Source organism: Bacillus sp. ChL18 (assembly GCF_026241425.1).
Classification (GTDB): Bacteria; Bacillota; Bacilli; order Bacillales; family Bacillaceae; genus Bacillus; species Bacillus velezensis.
The window spans coordinates 1,988,360-2,003,323 of the sequence record NZ_JAPHWE010000001.1 but is presented as its reverse complement, the minus strand read 5'-3'; the positions used below and the strand labels follow the sequence as shown (position 1 = coordinate 2,003,323).

18 protein-coding genes are annotated in these 14,964 nt (G+C 49.6%); 8 read left to right on the top strand and 10 right to left on the bottom strand.

Features of this window, described 5'->3' with window-relative positions:
* Positions 1–58 precede the first annotated feature (58 nt).
* Genes sbcD through OQ477_RS09910 form a run of 3 tightly spaced genes read left to right on the top strand, consistent with a single transcriptional unit; the run spans position 59 to position 4,929 of the window.
* Positions 59–1,231, top strand: a complete 1,173-nt coding sequence (gene sbcD, locus OQ477_RS09920) for an exonuclease subunit SbcD (protein WP_265972258.1) — start codon at positions 59–61, stop codon at positions 1,229–1,231.
* Positions 1,228–4,620, top strand: coding sequence for an exonuclease subunit SbcC (gene sbcC / locus OQ477_RS09915; RefSeq protein WP_265972256.1), 3,393 nt, complete (start codon positions 1,228–1,230; stop codon positions 4,618–4,620). The genes sbcD and sbcC overlap by 4 nt, the downstream gene beginning before the upstream one ends.
* Positions 4,621–4,635: 15 nt before the next feature.
* Complete coding sequence (locus tag OQ477_RS09910) at positions 4,636–4,929, top strand: hypothetical protein (protein WP_007610512.1); 294 nt, start codon at positions 4,636–4,638, stop codon at positions 4,927–4,929.
* Positions 4,930–4,972: 43 nt separating this feature from the next.
* On the opposite strand, the gene OQ477_RS09905 is transcribed toward OQ477_RS09910, so the two are convergent.
* The 7 genes from OQ477_RS09905 to OQ477_RS09875 form a co-directional block, all read right to left on the bottom strand.
* Positions 4,973–5,191, bottom strand: a complete 219-nt coding sequence (locus OQ477_RS09905) for a spore germination protein (RefSeq protein ID WP_003155143.1) — start codon at positions 5,189–5,191, stop codon at positions 4,973–4,975.
* A 39-nt stretch (positions 5,192–5,230) separates the two neighbouring features.
* Entirely contained in the window at positions 5,231–5,626 is a 396-nt protein-coding gene (locus OQ477_RS09900; protein ID WP_007610514.1) for a spore germination protein GerPE, read from the bottom strand.
* Complete coding sequence (locus OQ477_RS09895; RefSeq protein ID WP_003155141.1) at positions 5,626–5,802, bottom strand: hypothetical protein; 177 nt, start codon at positions 5,800–5,802, stop codon at positions 5,626–5,628. Before OQ477_RS09895 ends, OQ477_RS09900 begins: the two co-directional genes overlap by 1 nt.
* A complete protein-coding gene (locus OQ477_RS09890) occupies positions 5,799–6,416 on the bottom strand; it encodes a spore germination protein GerPC (RefSeq protein WP_003155139.1) in 618 nt (205 codons plus the stop codon). The genes OQ477_RS09895 and OQ477_RS09890 overlap by 4 nt, the downstream gene beginning before the upstream one ends.
* Before the next feature lie 35 nt (positions 6,417–6,451).
* On the bottom strand, positions 6,452–6,688 hold the full coding sequence (locus OQ477_RS09885) for a spore germination protein GerPB (protein ID WP_007409164.1): 237 nt from the start codon (positions 6,686–6,688) through the stop codon (positions 6,452–6,454).
* Positions 6,689–6,700: 12 nt separating this feature from the next.
* Entirely contained in the window at positions 6,701–6,922 is a 222-nt protein-coding gene (locus OQ477_RS09880; protein WP_003155135.1) for a spore germination protein, read from the bottom strand.
* Positions 6,923–7,111: 189 nt separating this feature from the next.
* Positions 7,112–7,327: an aspartyl-phosphate phosphatase Spo0E family protein gene (locus OQ477_RS09875; RefSeq protein ID WP_032874401.1), complete on the bottom strand. Its 216-nt coding sequence runs from the start codon at positions 7,325–7,327 to the stop codon at positions 7,112–7,114.
* Between the two features lie 216 nt (positions 7,328–7,543).
* Between OQ477_RS09875 and OQ477_RS09870 the strand changes: the two genes are divergently transcribed.
* Positions 7,544–8,449: a fumarylacetoacetate hydrolase family protein gene (locus tag OQ477_RS09870; RefSeq protein WP_265972252.1), complete on the top strand. Its 906-nt coding sequence runs from the start codon at positions 7,544–7,546 to the stop codon at positions 8,447–8,449.
* A gap of 93 nt (positions 8,450–8,542) precedes the next feature.
* Positions 8,543–8,899, top strand: coding sequence for a YisL family protein (locus OQ477_RS09865; protein WP_007409161.1), 357 nt, complete (start codon positions 8,543–8,545; stop codon positions 8,897–8,899).
* On the opposite strand, the gene OQ477_RS09860 is transcribed toward OQ477_RS09865, so the two are convergent.
* On the bottom strand, positions 8,896–9,129 hold the full coding sequence (locus OQ477_RS09860) for a hypothetical protein (RefSeq protein WP_265972251.1): 234 nt from the start codon (positions 9,127–9,129) through the stop codon (positions 8,896–8,898). The genes OQ477_RS09865 and OQ477_RS09860 overlap by 4 nt on opposite strands.
* Positions 9,130–9,164: 35 nt before the next feature.
* A complete protein-coding gene (locus OQ477_RS09855; protein ID WP_265972250.1) occupies positions 9,165–9,707 on the bottom strand; it encodes a DUF2777 family protein in 543 nt (180 codons plus the stop codon).
* 175 nt (positions 9,708–9,882) lie between these two features.
* Here OQ477_RS09855 and asnB point away from each other — a divergent pair, with 175 nt between their 5' ends.
* A complete protein-coding gene (gene asnB / locus OQ477_RS09850) occupies positions 9,883–11,724 on the top strand; it encodes an asparagine synthase (glutamine-hydrolyzing) (RefSeq protein WP_265972249.1) in 1,842 nt (613 codons plus the stop codon).
* 85 nt (positions 11,725–11,809) lie between these two features.
* Positions 11,810–12,550 (top strand): squalene/phytoene synthase family protein, encoded by a 741-nt coding sequence (locus OQ477_RS09845; protein ID WP_265972248.1) that lies wholly within the window; start codon positions 11,810–11,812, stop codon positions 12,548–12,550.
* Positions 12,551–12,585: 35 nt separating this feature from the next.
* Here OQ477_RS09845 and OQ477_RS09840 read toward each other — a convergent pair whose 3' ends face one another.
* Positions 12,586–13,953 (bottom strand): MATE family efflux transporter, encoded by a 1,368-nt coding sequence (locus OQ477_RS09840; RefSeq protein WP_032875187.1) that lies wholly within the window; start codon positions 13,951–13,953, stop codon positions 12,586–12,588.
* 122 nt (positions 13,954–14,075) lie between these two features.
* Between OQ477_RS09840 and OQ477_RS09835 the strand changes: the two genes are divergently transcribed.
* The gene (locus OQ477_RS09835) at positions 14,076–14,939 is read left to right on the top strand and encodes an AraC family transcriptional regulator (protein ID WP_032874405.1); all 864 of its coding nucleotides are present in this window, start codon (positions 14,076–14,078) and stop codon (positions 14,937–14,939) included.
* Positions 14,940–14,964 lie beyond the last annotated feature (25 nt).

The window sequence follows — 14,964 nt, the reverse complement described above, 5'->3', positions numbered from 1 at the left end:
CCGAAGCTCCTTTTTGGAGCGGATCTTTTTTTCTATCAAAAAGTGAGGTGAATGCGGTATGCGCATTTTACATACAGCTGACTGGCACCTCGGCAAAACGCTGGAAGGCAGAAGCCGGCTGAGCGAGCAGGCCGAGGTATTGGAAGAGCTGAATACCATTGTCAAGGAAGAAAATATTGATGCGGTCGTTATGGCGGGGGATGTATTTGATACGGTCAACCCGCCTGCGCTCGCTGAACAATTGTATTACGAAAGTCTTTCCGCGCTTTCTGACGGCGGAAAGCGCCCGGTTGTCGTCATTGCCGGAAACCATGACAATCCCGACAGGCTGGCGGCGGCTTCTCCGTTAACAAATGAGCGCGGCATTCATTTAATCGGCTATCCGCGGACAGAACCCGTGCATATTGAGGTGCCGTCGGCGGACGAGCTGTTAGCCGTAGCCGCGCTGGCATATCCGTCAGAGGCGAGATTAAACGAAGTGCTTTCTGATACGTTTGAGGAAAAGCTTCTTCGCGATCATTACGATGTCAAAATCAGAGAGGCGTTTGCCCGCATGTGCGGACTGTGCCGGGACGATGCCGTGAAAATCGCGGCGAGCCACATTTATGTCGCGGGGGGAAATCAGACCGATTCAGAGCGTCCGATTGAAGTCGGGGGCGCTTACACGGTCGCCGCTGACAGCCTGCCGGCTGATGCGGCTTACGTGGCTCTCGGCCATCTCCACCGTCCGCAAACGATCAAGCGCGCCAAGACGGCTGCCCGTTATTCAGGCTCTCCGCTCGCATACAGCTTTTCAGAAGCCGGTTATGCCAAATCGGTGACGGTGGTAGAAGCGAAGCCCGGCGGAGAAGCGAAGTGGGAAGAGATTTTCCTGTCTTCCGGTAAAACGCTCGTCAAATGGAAAGCGCAGGGGCTGAGCGAAGTTCACGGCTGGCTTGATGAAGGGCGTGACCGGAATGCCTGGATCGATCTTGATATCCATTTGACGGATCAGCTTTCTCTCGAGGAAATTCATCGGCTGAGAAAGGCGCATCCCGGCTTTATCCATATCAGGCCGGTTTTTGAAGAAAAAGAGACCGAAAATGACCGGATTGAAGTGAAACACACATCAATTGAGGATCGATTTAAGAAGTTTTATGAAAAACAAACGGGCGGCGGCGAGCCGGATGAGGAGATGGTCAAGCTGTTTTTAGAGCTTGCGTCAGCAGATGATGAGGAGGATGTGACATGAAGCCGATTCTGTTAACGATAAAAGGGCTCCACAGTTTCAGGGAGGAACAGACCATTGATTTTGCCGGACTGTCAGGAGCCGGGGTGTTCGGGATTTTCGGGCCGACCGGAAGCGGGAAATCGTCGATCCTTGATGCCATGACACTCGCTTTATACGGAAAAGTGGAGCGCGCCGCAAATAATACGCACGGCATCCTGAATCATGCCGAAGATCAGCTCGCCGTCTCATTTACATTCGCGCTTCAATCCGGCCACCGGGTTTCCTACAAGGTCGAGCGCGTTTTTAAGAGAACGGATGAAACGAAAGTAAAAACCGCCCTCTGCCGCCTGATTGAAATCAAAGACGAACAAACGGTGCTGGCCGATAAAGCGAATGAAGTGAACAAAAAGGTAGAGGAGCTTCTTGGCCTGACCATTGACGACTTTACAAGAGCCGTCGTGCTGCCGCAAGGAAAGTTTGCCGAGTTTCTGTCGCTTAAAGGCGCGGAAAGAAGACATATGCTCCAGCGCCTGTTTAATCTGGAACAGTACGGGGACAGGCTTGTCAAAAAATTGCGGCGGCGGGCGCAGGAAGCGGCAGCGAAAAAAAATGAAATGCTGGCCGAACAATCCGGCCTCGGAGACGCAGGAGAAGATGCGTTGAAGCAGGCTGAACAGCAGTTCCACGAAGCGAACGAACGGCTTGAAGCAGCTGAGAAGAAACGGGTCCGGGCAAAAGAGCGTTTTGAGAATCACCAGGAAATTTGGAACTTGCAGACAGAAAGAGATGAATATGAGCGCCGGGAGAAAAAGCTTGAGGAAAGACGCCCGTACATCACGGATTTGACTGAGCGTCTTAAAGAGGCGGAAACAGCTCTCGCCCTTGAGCCGTACGCAGACCGCTGCACAGAAGCCGTCCGCCGGAAGCAGCGCGCCGAACAGGAACACGAACTGGCCAAACGGAAATCAGAGGCGGAAACCGTTTCATTTACCCGGCAAAATGAAGCCTATGAAGCATGGCGGGCCCATAAGGCCGAACAGGAGCCGAAGCTTGTCAAGGAAGAAGAGCTGTATCAAAGACTTTCAGCCATTGAACAAAAACTGCTTGAAGCGAAAAAAGAAGCGGAAAAAACAAATGCGGAACACAGCAAAAAAGAGGAAGAATACGAAGCCGCCTCGAAACAGCTGGCCGCAGTGAAAGACCGCCTGACCCGCGGCCAAAACAGGCAGAATGAGCTGAAAGAAGAGCTGAAAGCAGTTCAAGTGACCGCCGATGAACGGAAAAAATGCCAGACCGCAGCACAGCTGGCGGCGGGCTTTCAGCAGACACAGGAACAAATCACGAAAGAACAGGCCAATCTGACAACGCAGCTGAAAAACATGGAGAAGCTGAACGGAGAAAGCGAGTCGCTCACAGAGAAGGCGAAAACGGAAGAGGAAGACATTACGCGAGCTTATCAAACGCTTCAAACCGTTTACCATATGGTCTGTGAAACGGAACGTTCACTGAAAGCCGCAGCCGAACGGGCTGAAAAAACGCAAGCCGATCTCCGCAGGCGCTCAGAGGAAGCGAGAACGGCTGCATTAACAAAAGAATTATCGGAAAAACTAATCGAAGGAAAGCCTTGTCCTGTATGCGGCTCGACACAGCATGACCGCCCGCGTTCCGCTCATGAAACATTCTTGCCTGATACAGCTGTGCAGGAACAGTTGCAGCAGGTTGAAGCGCTGCTTTCTGAGGCGGCGGCTCTTTCTCAGGAAGTGCTGACAGCCAAGGTTGCATTAGAAGAACAGTCGGGGCGTTTTACCGAAGAATGTCCGTTTCTGCAAAGCGCCCGGGTTCCGGAGCTGGAAGCCGCTTCCTCCATCAGCGGACGCCCGCTTGATGAAGCGTTCAGCGCCGTCCGCTTGGAGTGGAAACAAATGAAACAGGATATGCTGTCGGTAAAAGAGAAGGTCACAAGACTGATCAGCGCGCATCAGCAGACGGTGAAACAAGCTGAGCAGCTTGCCGAACGAATCCGCTACGAGGAAAAAGAAGCCGACCGTCTCAGACATTCATTAGAAGAGCTTGAATCGCTGTCAGAAAGCCGATTGAATCAGTACAACGAAGTCTGCGGTGATATTCCGCCAAACCGGATTGAGGCCTGGCAGGCTTCGATAGATGAGAAGGACAGGCAGGCAGAAGAATGTGAGAAGCGCATTGAAACAAGCATCGCATTCCTCAAGGAACATGAAGAGGAGAAAGAACGCCTGCAGGAGATGAAGCATCGGCTTGAACGGGAACGGCTCGAGCTTCACTATGCGTCTGAGCGCCTGCAGCAGGTGATTGACGGATATGAACAAGAGCTCGGAACAGCAGCTGAAGAAACATCAATTTCCGCAAAGCTTGAAGCGGTGCGGCAGGAATTACAGCTGTTAAAATCAAAAGAACAGTCCTTATTCGACGCGCTGAAGCAGGCGCAGCAATCACTGAATGACGCAAAAGGCCGGGAATCAGGGAGTCTCATGTCACTCAGGGATGCTGAAACCTCCCTTGAGAAAGCGCAAAACGACTGGCGCGTGAGGTCAAAAGACACCGGGTTTACCGACCCGGACCAAGTCAAAAAAAGTCTGCTTCCGCAAGGGCGTGCAGAGGAAATGAAAAAAGAAATTGATGAGTTCCTGGACACCTCAAAACAGCTATCGGCAAATATCAGCCGTGTTACTGATAAATTAGCCGAGCGCCGGATATCGGAGGAAGAATGGACAGCATCCGTTTCTCTGCTGAAGCAGGCAGAGGCTGAGTCAGGCGCCGCCATGGAGGAAAAAGGAGCACAGGCAAAAGCCTTCGCGGTTATGCAAAAACAGCATAAGCGCTTTAAAGAGATTGAAGCCGAACTGAAAAGCTGGCAGACACAGATTGACAGGCTTGATAAGCTCCAGTCTGTATGTAAAGGCAATACATTCGTCGAATTTTTAGCGGAAGAACAGCTGGAAAGCGTGGCTCGGGACGCCTCTGCCCGTCTCGGAGCGCTGACAAGGCAGCGGTATGCCATATTAGTCGATTCAGAAGGCGGTTTCGTCATGCGTGATGACGCGAACGGAGGCGTCAAACGGCCCGTATCAAGCCTTTCCGGCGGGGAGACGTTTCTGACATCGCTGTCGCTTGCGCTTGCCTTGTCCGCTCAGATTCAGCTGCGGGGGCAATACCCGCTGCAATTCTTTTTCTTAGATGAAGGATTCGGGACTCTTGACCAAGGGCTCTTAGACACCGTTGTCACAGCGCTCGAAAAGCTGCAATCGGACAACTTATCCGTCGGAGTGATCAGCCATGTGCAGGAGCTGAGAGCGCGTCTGCCGAAAAAATTAATCGTTCATCCGTCCGAACCGGGCGGGAAAGGCACCCGGGTCACATTGGAGATCATGTAGAAAGGAGAAGGAATTATGGCCGATTCTGCCGAGGGCACATGTGAATTATGCGGCCGCCATCATGTGCGGCTGACGGAGCACCACTTAACGCCTAAGGAAGAAGGCGGGACATTCCTTCCGACCGCAATGCTCTGCATCCCTTGTCATAAACAGGTTCACGCGCTCTATACGAATCAGGAGCTTGCGGCAAGGCTCGCGGGAATAGAAGAGCTGCGGCGTGACCCGAAACTCGCGCGGTTTGTGAAATGGATCAGAAAACAGCCGCCGGAAAAGCTTGTAAAAACAAAAAAAGCAAATGAACGAACATAACGCTGAACCAAAAGCAGCCCTCTTCTGAAAGAGCGGCTGCTTTTTAGGCGTTTCCGACCACATTTTGATCGCTGACATCGGGGTCTATATAGTTTGTCGCATTGACAACGTTGTTTAATAACAGGAAATCTCCGGTATTGCCTGCTCCCGAACCGAGCGCAGATTTAGAAGAGCTTTTTGGAGAAAGGTAAAAGGAATCACCAAAGTTTACGACTCCGCCCGATATGGAATTGATAGCTATAGGTCCGGTAATTGCTGGCATAAACGACACCCTTTATAGAAGTCTCACCGTCATTATATGTCAGGGCTGCTGTGATTGTGAGCTTGGTGTGACAATCTGCCTAATATGTTTCAGCCGCGAATCTCCCAGAACAATCGAGGTCGATCCGATTTGAACCACGGACGCTGACGATACCCCTTGAACTTTCACATTCCTTACCCGAATTGAAGGGTTTTCATGGCAGAATGCGCTTTGGACTCCCGTTTCCGGTAACGGCATGACGGCCGGCTGACGAAAGATCTGGTATTCTTTTTTGTTAAATGAGCCTTCATCGTCTCTGTATAAGGCAATAGTACGCTGATCGGCCAATACTTTGATCCGCATATTGATTTCATTCGTATCGCCTGCTTGAAAGACACTCGCAATCCCGACTGAATTGATTTTGGCGTTCCGGAGGCGTGAAATGCGCTTTAACATTATTCCGGCGCCAGCGGCACATAAGGCCCGATAATAAGAGATTCCGGAGGCGTGTCAAAGATGGAAGACAGATAGACGGAATCGGTGTCGCCGATTAATAATAAGGAAGAACTGGACACACCGGTAGACCGGATGTCGCCGACTTCAATATTCCGGTTAATCACTGTAAAAATCATGACGGATCATCACCTTTCATTTCACCAGGTATGTGCTTAATAAAGTGCTCAACGGCCCTGACAATATCACGCTTCACATGTTCGGCAATCTGCTCGGCATATTGCGCGGGCGCCGTGTTTTCTTCTTTCGGGACATGGGACAGATAATACTGAATCCGGCTGTCCATCTGCTTTCTGATATCTTCAATAATATGATATTTGTTCGTTTCGTCCAGCCTGCTCTCATACTGAGTTTCGAGCTGCTCTAAAAGCGCGGGGATTTCTTCATTCAGGTACATATCGACGTTTTGACGGATTTGCTGCATTTGCTGGCCCGCCTGTTCCTGCTGCATCATTCCGACCTGCGGAGATGTCTGGCCGACTTCGAAGTTTTGCACGGCATTCGGATCAGTCGGATTCAATCCGATATTCAGCGTTCCTTCCAGCCGTTCAATTTTCAGCTGATCAAATTTATACTCGAGCCGATCGATTCTTGTAGAAGGCTGCTGCTTCAGCGTTGAAATTTCATTTTGGAATTCTTTCAGCTGCCGTTCGAGCTCCTGAATCTGCTGCGCCTGCTGCTGGACGAAAGAATTTAAATTCTGCAGGTAGGATGAAACGGATTGATCATACATGACATTCACCTCGCGTCTCGTTTCCTTCATTAAAACTACCGGCTTGGCGGCTGGAGCGGTACAAATGATGAGGTGCCGGGACCTCCCCCTGTTGTTACAGTCTGCTGCCCCGCGGTGACAGGCGGCGCCGGCTCAACATAACTCCCTGTATTGTACAGATTGGAAAGAGATTTAATTGAACCGGCGCTTCCGATTTGCAGTATGGAGGAATTGCTGACAGATTCTACACGCATGTAATTGATATGGATCGACTGATTGACGTAAAAATTCATACGGCGCCTCCTTTATGCGTTTCCTGCCATCGGCTGATCGATTACATCATTATCGTACACATTCGTTGAATTCCTGTAATTCGTCAGTGTGAGATTGTCTCCGGTATTGAAGCTGCCCGCTCCGGCAAATGTCTTAACCTCTGCTTTTGGAGAAATGGTGATGCAGTCGCCTATATGAACGACTCCGCTCGTACCGACGGCATTAATTTTAAACGCTCCGACAATTGCGGGCATACGAGCACATCCTTTTCGTGAAGATTTTCATGACTGCACTCCAGGAGCTTATCTGGGCTGCCTGCTTAAAATAGCTTATGACAAATGCACATTTTTGTGAGCGGAAAAAACTTTAGACGTAAAAACACCGGCGCTTTACGCATGCCGGGTCTTATACATAAATGATACAGATTTATATACATATCACGTTTATGAGAAAACCTCTTTTTTTCCTGCGGTGCGGCCGTGCTCAATCTGTGCGGCCGGGTTCAGCCCGCTGTCTTTCGTTTGTTGGATGAGCCCGCCCCGGCACCCGTTTAAAAGGCTGTCCAGCTCCTGGCTGCACCTGATGGTCTCCGTCGCATTGATTCCGAATTTTTGCGCTGTCTCGAATAAAGTTAATCTTTTTTCTTCAATTTTGTTCATCGTGTGATCTCCAATTCTCGATTATTTTGGAAAACATAGGATGATAATAGTATAACCCATTTTGTGCAAGAAGGTTTTATTTCGTCAATATGACTAAAAAAGTGACAATTTTTGATACTCTTTTACACTTATTTTCAGCCTGTTTAAAAGAGGAATTTCCCGCCGGAGGAAGAATACATAAAGGAATGCCAGATTTAAAAATGATGGGGGATTAACATGAAATTTGCGACAGGGGAACTGAACAGCCGAACATTTGTCGGTCTGATCATTGATGATGACAAAATCTTAGATCTGCAAAAGGCTGAAAAAAAATTGTTTGAACTTGAGACGATTCCGGGTTCGCTGATCGAGTGCATTCAAAAAGGAGATAAGTTTGTCGCGCATGCCGGACAGCTTGCGGAATGGGCGAAAAAACCGAATGACGAGTCGGGTTCATTTTTGTATGCGCTGTCTGACGTAAAGCTTTGCGCGCCTATTCCGAGACCTTCAAAGAACGTGATCTGCATCGGGAAAAATTATCGTGATCATGCCGTTGAAATGGGGAGTGAGGCGGATATACCGGAGCATCCCATGGTTTTTACGAAAGCCCCCGCTGCCGTTACAGGACACGGAGAAACAGTGAACAGCCACTTGGACGTAACGGAGCAGCTTGATTATGAAGGGGAGCTTGCGGTAATCATATCAAAAAGCGGATCGCACATCTCCAAAGAACATGCGCTTGATCATATATTCGGCTATACAATTGTAAATGATATAACAGCGCGCGATCTGCAGAAAAAACATAAACAGTTTTTTATCGGCAAAAGCCTCGATACGACATGCCCGATGGGCCCGGTCATTGTACATAAGTTGGCAGTCAGTGATCCGCAAAGCCTGAAAGTTGAAACGCGGGTGAACGGAGAACTGCGCCAATCAGGATCAACGGGTGACATGATTTTTCCGATAGCTGAATTAATCGAAACGCTGTCAAAAGGAATGACGCTTGAAGCCGGTGACATTATAGCGACGGGGACGCCGTCCGGTGTCGGAAAAGGGTTTAAGCCGCCGAAATTTTTAAAGCCGGGGGACCGCATTGACATTACAATTGAACCGATCGGCACGCTGTCGAACCAAATCGGATAATTGTGTGTCTTTCGCACGATTGATAATGCTCCGAGCGGCTTGTTGTGGTACCATAAGTGAGGCAGATTGATCTGATAGGGGGAATTGAACATAATGACACATTGGCATATTACTTCATGGGTCGTTGCGCTTATCCTGGTGTTTGTCAGCTACGGGCTGTACGGTTCCGGAAAAGCGAAGGGCGCAAAAATTACGCATATGATTCTGCGCTTATTCTACATTATTATTATTCTGACCGGAGCTGAGCTTTTTGTCCGTTTTGCGAATTGGAACGGAGAGTACGCCGGAAAAATGCTGCTCGGCATCATTACCATCGGACTGATGGAAATGCTCGTCATCCGCAAGAAAAAAGGCAAATCAACCGGCGGACTGTGGATCGGTTTTATTATCGTGCTCGTCCTGACGGTGCTGCTCGGCCTTCACTTGCCGATCGGCTTTCACGTATTTTAATCAATCGCTTGAAAAACCCGGATGTATCCGGGTTTTTTTAGTTGCGCATACATTTTGCGCAACTGTGCCGCTGAATGAGAAATGCCGTGACAAGGGGATGTTGATGAGGCGAAGGAGATGTGCAGGATGCCAAAAGCGTCAATCACTCTTGTTACCGCAAAAGCTACGGCTGTGAAGGGTAAAAGCAAACGCCGGCCGTCAATCAGCGTGAAAAACAAAGCTGAATACATCAGGCGGCACCTATTTAAAAGGTGCCGCCTTTTTGTTACGCGGTGCCGTCTTGTTTTGCCGCTGAATACATAATGGAGCGCCGCCCGTCAGATGCCGTCCATTCAAATCTGTCGTGTTTACCCGAGCTGCCGCGGTAATGCTGCAGGGCGCATTGTGCGTCATCCGCCGAGAAGTGATAAAACGAAACGCCTTCACCGGAAAACAGCGCCTGATTGTAGGAAAATACGCAATCATATACAGACAGGCCGAACCCGTGAAGATGGCTGAGAAACAGCAGAAACGTTTCATCGTCCAGCGAATCGAGCAAGGTTAACAGCGGCCGTTTGACCGCCTTTTCATAATGGATTTCTTCCCCGCCGAGCAGGGGGATGGTGTCTGCGCCGATTTCGGCCGCGCCGCCGCAAATCCGTGCCGGCTGCCATCTGCCGCCGCGTTTCATCAATACGTCTGCGTTTCCTAGACTGTCTGCAAGCAGGATATCGCCTTCATCGTTTTCGACGAGGCAGATGCCGTCCTCTATCATCAGGGTGCCGCGCCCCCATTTGTTTTTTTCTGAGAAAAGCTGTTTTCGTTTCATAACCGTGCCGGTCTCCTTTGTTTGTTTCTTCTCTTCCGTTCTTTCCAAATCGGGCTTGTCTCATACAACTCTTAGTGGGACAAATCAACTATCTGCGTTTCTTTGCATAAACTGGGTAAAGTGCTGATAGAAACGAATTTGATACCGACAGAAACGGGATTGGAGCTGATATCACATGTGTGGAATTGCGGGTTGGGTCGATTTTCAAAAGCAGCTCGTCCAAGAGAAACATATTATGAACAATATGATAGACACTCTTTCAAAACGAGGGCCTGATGATTCAAACGTCTGGGGAGAGCCCCATGTTTTATTCGGACATAAAAGACTTTCGGTCGTTGACATTGAAGGCGGCCGCCAGCCGATGGCCTGCACGCATCAAGAGGAAACGTACACCATCATTTATAATGGCGAGCTGTATAACACGGAGGAATTGCGGAAGGAGCTTCAGGCGAGGGGCCACCGTTTTGAGAGGACCTCTGATACAGAAGTGCTGCTGCACAGCTATATTGAGTGGCGGGAGGAGTGCGTGGACCGCTTGAACGGTATTTTCGCTTTTGCCATCTGGGATGAAAAGCGCAAGCGGCTGTTCGGGGCAAGAGACCGGCTCGGCGTCAAACCGTTTTTTTATAAAGAACACGGCTCTTCCTTTCTGTTCGGGTCGGAATTGAAAGCCATCCTTGCTCATCCTGATGTGAAAGCCCGCACAGACAGCGGCGGACTTGCGGAAGTATTCGGACTCGGGCCGTCCAGAACTCCGGGCTGCGGGGTGTTTAAAGGAATTCACGAGGTGCGTCCCGCCCATGCGTTCACTTTCTCAAAGGACGGTTTGTCCATATGGCGTTATTGGAATGTAAAGAGCGAAAAGCATACAGACAGCCTCGATGAAACCGCGGCTCACATTCGGTACTTATTTCAGGATGCAGTGACACGCCAGCTCGTATCTGACGTGCCGGTTTGCACGTTTTTATCAGGGGGGCTTGATTCGAGCGCGATAACCGCGATAGCCGCCGCTCATTTTGAGAAACAAGGCAGAGATCCCCTTCATACTTATTCAATTGATTATGAGGAGAACAGCAAATTTTTTAAAGCGAGCGCCTTTCAGCCGAATGATGACGGCCCGTGGATCGATAAAATGACAAATGCATTCGGCACACAGCATCATAAGTGCGTGATTACGCAGGATCAGCTGGTTGAACATCTGGAGGAATCCGTTCTCGTCAGAGACCTGCCGGGCATGGCTGATGTTGATTCCTCGCTATTATGGTTCTGCCGGGAAATTAAAAAAGATTTTGTCGTGAGCCTTTCCGGAGAATGTGCGGACGAAATTTTCGGCGGATATCCGTGGTTTCACACCGCGGCAGAAGAAGACGGATTTCCTTGGATGAGGTCGACTGAGGAGAGAATCACGCTCTTGGATGAAAAGTGGCAAAAACGGCTGAACCTTAGAGAATACGTGAATGCAAGGTATGAAGAAACCATTGCGGAAACGCCGCTGTTAGACGGTGAGACGGGAACAGATAAAGCGAGACGGCAGCTGTTCTACTTAAATATGCTTTGGTTTATGACAAATCTGCTCGACCGCAAAGACCGCATGAGCATGGGCGCAAGTCTTGAAGTACGGGTGCCGTTCGCCGACCACAGACTTGTGGAATACGTTTGGAATATTCCTTGGGAAATGAAAATGCATGGCAACCGGGAAAAAGGCATCTTGCGGAAAGCGCTTGAAGGACTGCTTCCTGAAGATATTTTGTACCGCAAAAAAAGCCCTTATCCGAAAACGCATCATCCGAAATACACGCAGGGGGTCACAGAATGGCTGAAAACGATTTTACAACAGAAAGATTCCGTGCTTCACACCCTGCTTGACAGAAAGAAGCTGGAAATGCTGCTGGAGACAGAAGGTTCATCTTTTCAGGTTCCGTGGTTCGGCCAGCTGATGAAAGGCCCGCAGCTGATCGCCCATCTTGCCCAGATCCATACATGGTTTGAGGCGTACCGTATCGATATAGAAGAATAACAGTGCCGCGACCGGTTTCCGCTGAAGGATATCGGTCTTTTTATTGTGAAACATGTGGTACACTAAAAAACAGAGGAGTGATACCATGACCGAATACGAAACATGCGCCCAGCTTGCCGAGGCGCACTTTCCTTTATATAAACGGACTTTCTCATCCCTGCCGCCAAAAAACAGGCGGGCCGCATGGGCGGTGCTTGCTTTGTTTCACGAAGCTGATCGGCTTGATGTGCAGGAACTTGGGGGATTTGAACAGGCGGCACAAGACTTTCTGAACGGTGCACGCGCCGACGGCTTTTTGTGGGAGGCGCTCACCGATGTGCGGCAGCAATTTGCGCTTGAAGAAGAGCCGTTACGTGAGTTTATCGCCGGCCAAATCTCTGACAGAGAAAAAGTAACGTATCAAGAGTTTGATGACCTGCTGATGTATGCGGGCCAAACAGGCGGAGCCCTCGGCCTGCTGCTGCTGCCGGTTTGCGCGCGCCGGAACCAAGAGAAACTCCGCCATGCAGCCGTTTCATTAGGAGCAGCCATTCAGCTGACCCGGGTGCTTCTGGGGGTCCATACGGACGAGCGGGCGAAAAAGCGTCTCCCGCGCCAGGTGATGAAGCAATTCGGCTATACGGAAGAAGAGCTGGAGAGCTATACCGTCAACAAAGCTTTTATGAATGTATGGGAGTACATCGCATTCGAGGCCGAGGCGTATTTCGAGGAGGCGTCTGAAGAGCTGGAGCTGTTTCCGTTATACTCAAGGCCCGCCGTTACCGGTTTGCTGGCACATTACCGGTCAGAGCTCGGTGACATGAGAAAACAGCTTTCGCAAGCATAAAAAAACGCCCGGCTTCATAACGAAGCTTCGGGCGTTTATGCAATCCCTTTTTGAATCCAAATCCGCGACCGCCATCTTCTGTACATAAGAATGCCTCTGACCCATTCATCCGCGATAAATGAAATCCAGATGCCCATAAGCCCTAATCCGAAATGGATGCCGAACAGATAAGCGAGAGGCAGTCCGATACCCCACATGGAAATCATCGCCATGTAGACGGGGAATTTTGCATCTCCGGCAGCCCGCAGTGAGTTGATGATAATGACATTAAATGAACGGCCGGGCTCAAGAATGATCGTCATGGCGATCAGCATGCTCGCCGTCGCAATAATGTCAGGACTGCTTGTGAAAATTCCGATCAGCTGCTTTGAAAACAAGGTCATGATCACGGATGTCAAAGCGGCAATGCCAAGCGCCCAGTACAGACTTTTCATGCAGCGGTCATAAGCGTCGTCAAACCGTTTGGCGCCGATATATCTGCCGATTAAAATCTGTGTGCCCTGGCTGATCGCCGTTCCGAACAGCAGGATAAACATGGTGATGTTTTGTGTATAAACCTTTGTTGTAAGCGCCTGAGCGCCCATAATGGCGATAAAATAAGTGACAACCATTTGTGAAATGTTGTAAGACAGCTGTTCGCCGGCAGACGGAATCCCGATTTTCAGGAGTTTCCGCAAGTGCTCTTTATGGACGTGAAAAATCTTTTGCCATGTCAGACCGAGTCCGATGCGTTTTTTGACGATCACAATCATCGCGATCAGCCCGATGAACCGCGCAAAGGACGTTGACATCGCAACACCGGCGACGCCTAACACCGGAAGGCCGAGCGGCCCGAAAATGACAAGAAAGTTTCCGGCAATATTTAAAATATTCATCCCGATCGTAACGAACATCGTATCCTTCGTATGACCGTAGCTTTTTAAAATGGCGCTGAACGTCATAATCAAAGCCTGAATGAAGGACAGCCCGCCGACCACCTGCAAAAAGACTTTGGCATCCGGCATCAATTCATTGGAAAGACCCATCACATGAAGCAGCGGAACGGCCGCAAAAAATATGGCGGCGCTGATGGCGAGACTGATGACAAAGTTCGCTCCTATTGATACATAAGCCACTTCCTGCGCCTCTTTTTTCTGTTTAGATCCTAAAAACTGTGAAATCACAATTGTCGTACCCGTTGCGATAAAGCTGAACATCACGATAATTAAATTTAAAATCTGATTGCTGACACCCACGGCCGCCACACTGTTGTCAGAGTATTGGCTAAGCATAAGAGTGTCGGCGTTTCCCATAAACATATATAATGAAACCTCAATAAATATCGGCCAAGTCAGCGCGTATAATGAGAGTTTGTGATCAGAGGATTGTTTGAATGCAGCCCGTTTTAAAATCGCTTGTTTCATTTCTTTTAACCCCTTTCCTGAAAAAATCAACGTTTAAAAGTGTACCTCCATTTCCTTATAATAAAAAGGGAGAGAAACGAAACTTCTTGCAAAAATCCGACTTAAAAAGGAGGGCCGAAAATATGTCCTTTCTCGAGTTCACAGTTCCTCCGTTCCCGGTCTTTATCGCTGCGGGAGAAGGAGTGTTCAAAAAAGGCGAAACCCATGTGAGACGGGTCTTCCCGGTGTTTGATCTGCTGTATGTGAAAGAAGGCGTCCTCTACATTACAGAAGACGAAAACGCCTTTTCCGTTGAAGCCGGAGAATATATTCTGCTTTCTCCCGGCCTTGAACATTACGGGACAAAAGGCAGTGAAGAAACGACATCCTATTCGTGGCTTCATTTTGAAGGAGCGGATTACGAGGTGACGGAAACAACCGGGAACAACTGGTCAGAGCTGAGGCGAAAAAAAGGGAGCTTTGAAGAGCCGTCCCGCTACCGCCTGTCCCTGCCGCAAAAAGGGAAGGTGAGACGTCCGCAGTTTATGGCCGGGCAATTCAGTGTGCTGACAGATGACAGCGCCGAGAACTCCGACCTGCCGCTCAGAAAGCAGATTCTGTTTGAAGAGCTGCTGCTCCATCTTCAGAAGGAGGCGTTCCAAATCCCGTCCGCAAAGGAAAGAGTCGCATGGGAGGCCGCCCGGTACCTGCAGGAGCACTATCAGGAGAAAACAACCATTAAAGCGCTCTCTTCGGCTCTTCATTACAACCAAGACTACGTGACCCGCTGTATGCAGCAGGTGCTCGGCGTCACGCCCGGCCAGTATACGAACAAAGTCAGAATGACGGAGGCGAAACGTCTTTTGTCCGCAACCAATGACAAAATGGGGACAATCGCGGATGCCATCGGTATGGAAGACCCGACCTATTTTTCCAAACTGTTTAAACAGATTGAAGGCATTTCGCCGCTTGAATACCGCAAATTCGTAAGCCGGAAAACGGACTGACCTAAAACCAGAGAACAAAAAGTAG

Coding starts and splice junctions, on each gene's coding strand:
- OQ477_RS09870 (WP_265972252.1), top strand. CDS start 7,544: ATGAAATTTGCGACAGGGGAACTGAACAGCCGAACATTTGTCGGTCTG.
- OQ477_RS09900 (WP_007610514.1), bottom strand. CDS start 5,626: ATGTTAAAGCGCATTTCACGCCTCCGGAACGCCAAAATCAATTCAGTC.
- OQ477_RS09885 (WP_007409164.1), bottom strand. CDS start 6,688: ATGAATTTTTACGTCAATCAGTCGATCCATATCAATTACATGCGTGTA.
- OQ477_RS09890 (WP_003155139.1), bottom strand. CDS start 6,416: ATGTATGATCAATCCGTTTCATCCTACCTGCAGAATTTAAATTCTTTC.
- OQ477_RS09905 (WP_003155143.1), bottom strand. CDS start 5,191: ATGCCAGCAATTACCGGACCTATAGCTATCAATTCCATATCGGGCGGA.
- OQ477_RS09840 (WP_032875187.1), bottom strand. CDS start 13,953: ATGAAACAAGCGATTTTAAAACGGGCTGCATTCAAACAATCCTCTGAT.
- asnB (WP_265972249.1), top strand. CDS start 9,883: ATGTGTGGAATTGCGGGTTGGGTCGATTTTCAAAAGCAGCTCGTCCAA.
- sbcC (WP_265972256.1), top strand. CDS start 1,228: ATGAAGCCGATTCTGTTAACGATAAAAGGGCTCCACAGTTTCAGGGAG.
- OQ477_RS09855 (WP_265972250.1), bottom strand. CDS start 9,707: ATGAAACGAAAACAGCTTTTCTCAGAAAAAAACAAATGGGGGCGCGGC.
- OQ477_RS09880 (WP_003155135.1), bottom strand. CDS start 6,922: ATGCCCGCAATTGTCGGAGCGTTTAAAATTAATGCCGTCGGTACGAGC.
- OQ477_RS09895 (WP_003155141.1), bottom strand. CDS start 5,802: ATGATTTTTACAGTGATTAACCGGAATATTGAAGTCGGCGACATCCGG.
- OQ477_RS09865 (WP_007409161.1), top strand. CDS start 8,543: ATGACACATTGGCATATTACTTCATGGGTCGTTGCGCTTATCCTGGTG.
- OQ477_RS09910 (WP_007610512.1), top strand. CDS start 4,636: ATGGCCGATTCTGCCGAGGGCACATGTGAATTATGCGGCCGCCATCAT.
- OQ477_RS09860 (WP_265972251.1), bottom strand. CDS start 9,129: ATGTATTCAGCTTTGTTTTTCACGCTGATTGACGGCCGGCGTTTGCTT.
- OQ477_RS09835 (WP_032874405.1), top strand. CDS start 14,076: ATGTCCTTTCTCGAGTTCACAGTTCCTCCGTTCCCGGTCTTTATCGCT.
- sbcD (WP_265972258.1), top strand. CDS start 59: ATGCGCATTTTACATACAGCTGACTGGCACCTCGGCAAAACGCTGGAA.
- OQ477_RS09875 (WP_032874401.1), bottom strand. CDS start 7,327: ATGAACAAAATTGAAGAAAAAAGATTAACTTTATTCGAGACAGCGCAA.
- OQ477_RS09845 (WP_265972248.1), top strand. CDS start 11,810: ATGACCGAATACGAAACATGCGCCCAGCTTGCCGAGGCGCACTTTCCT.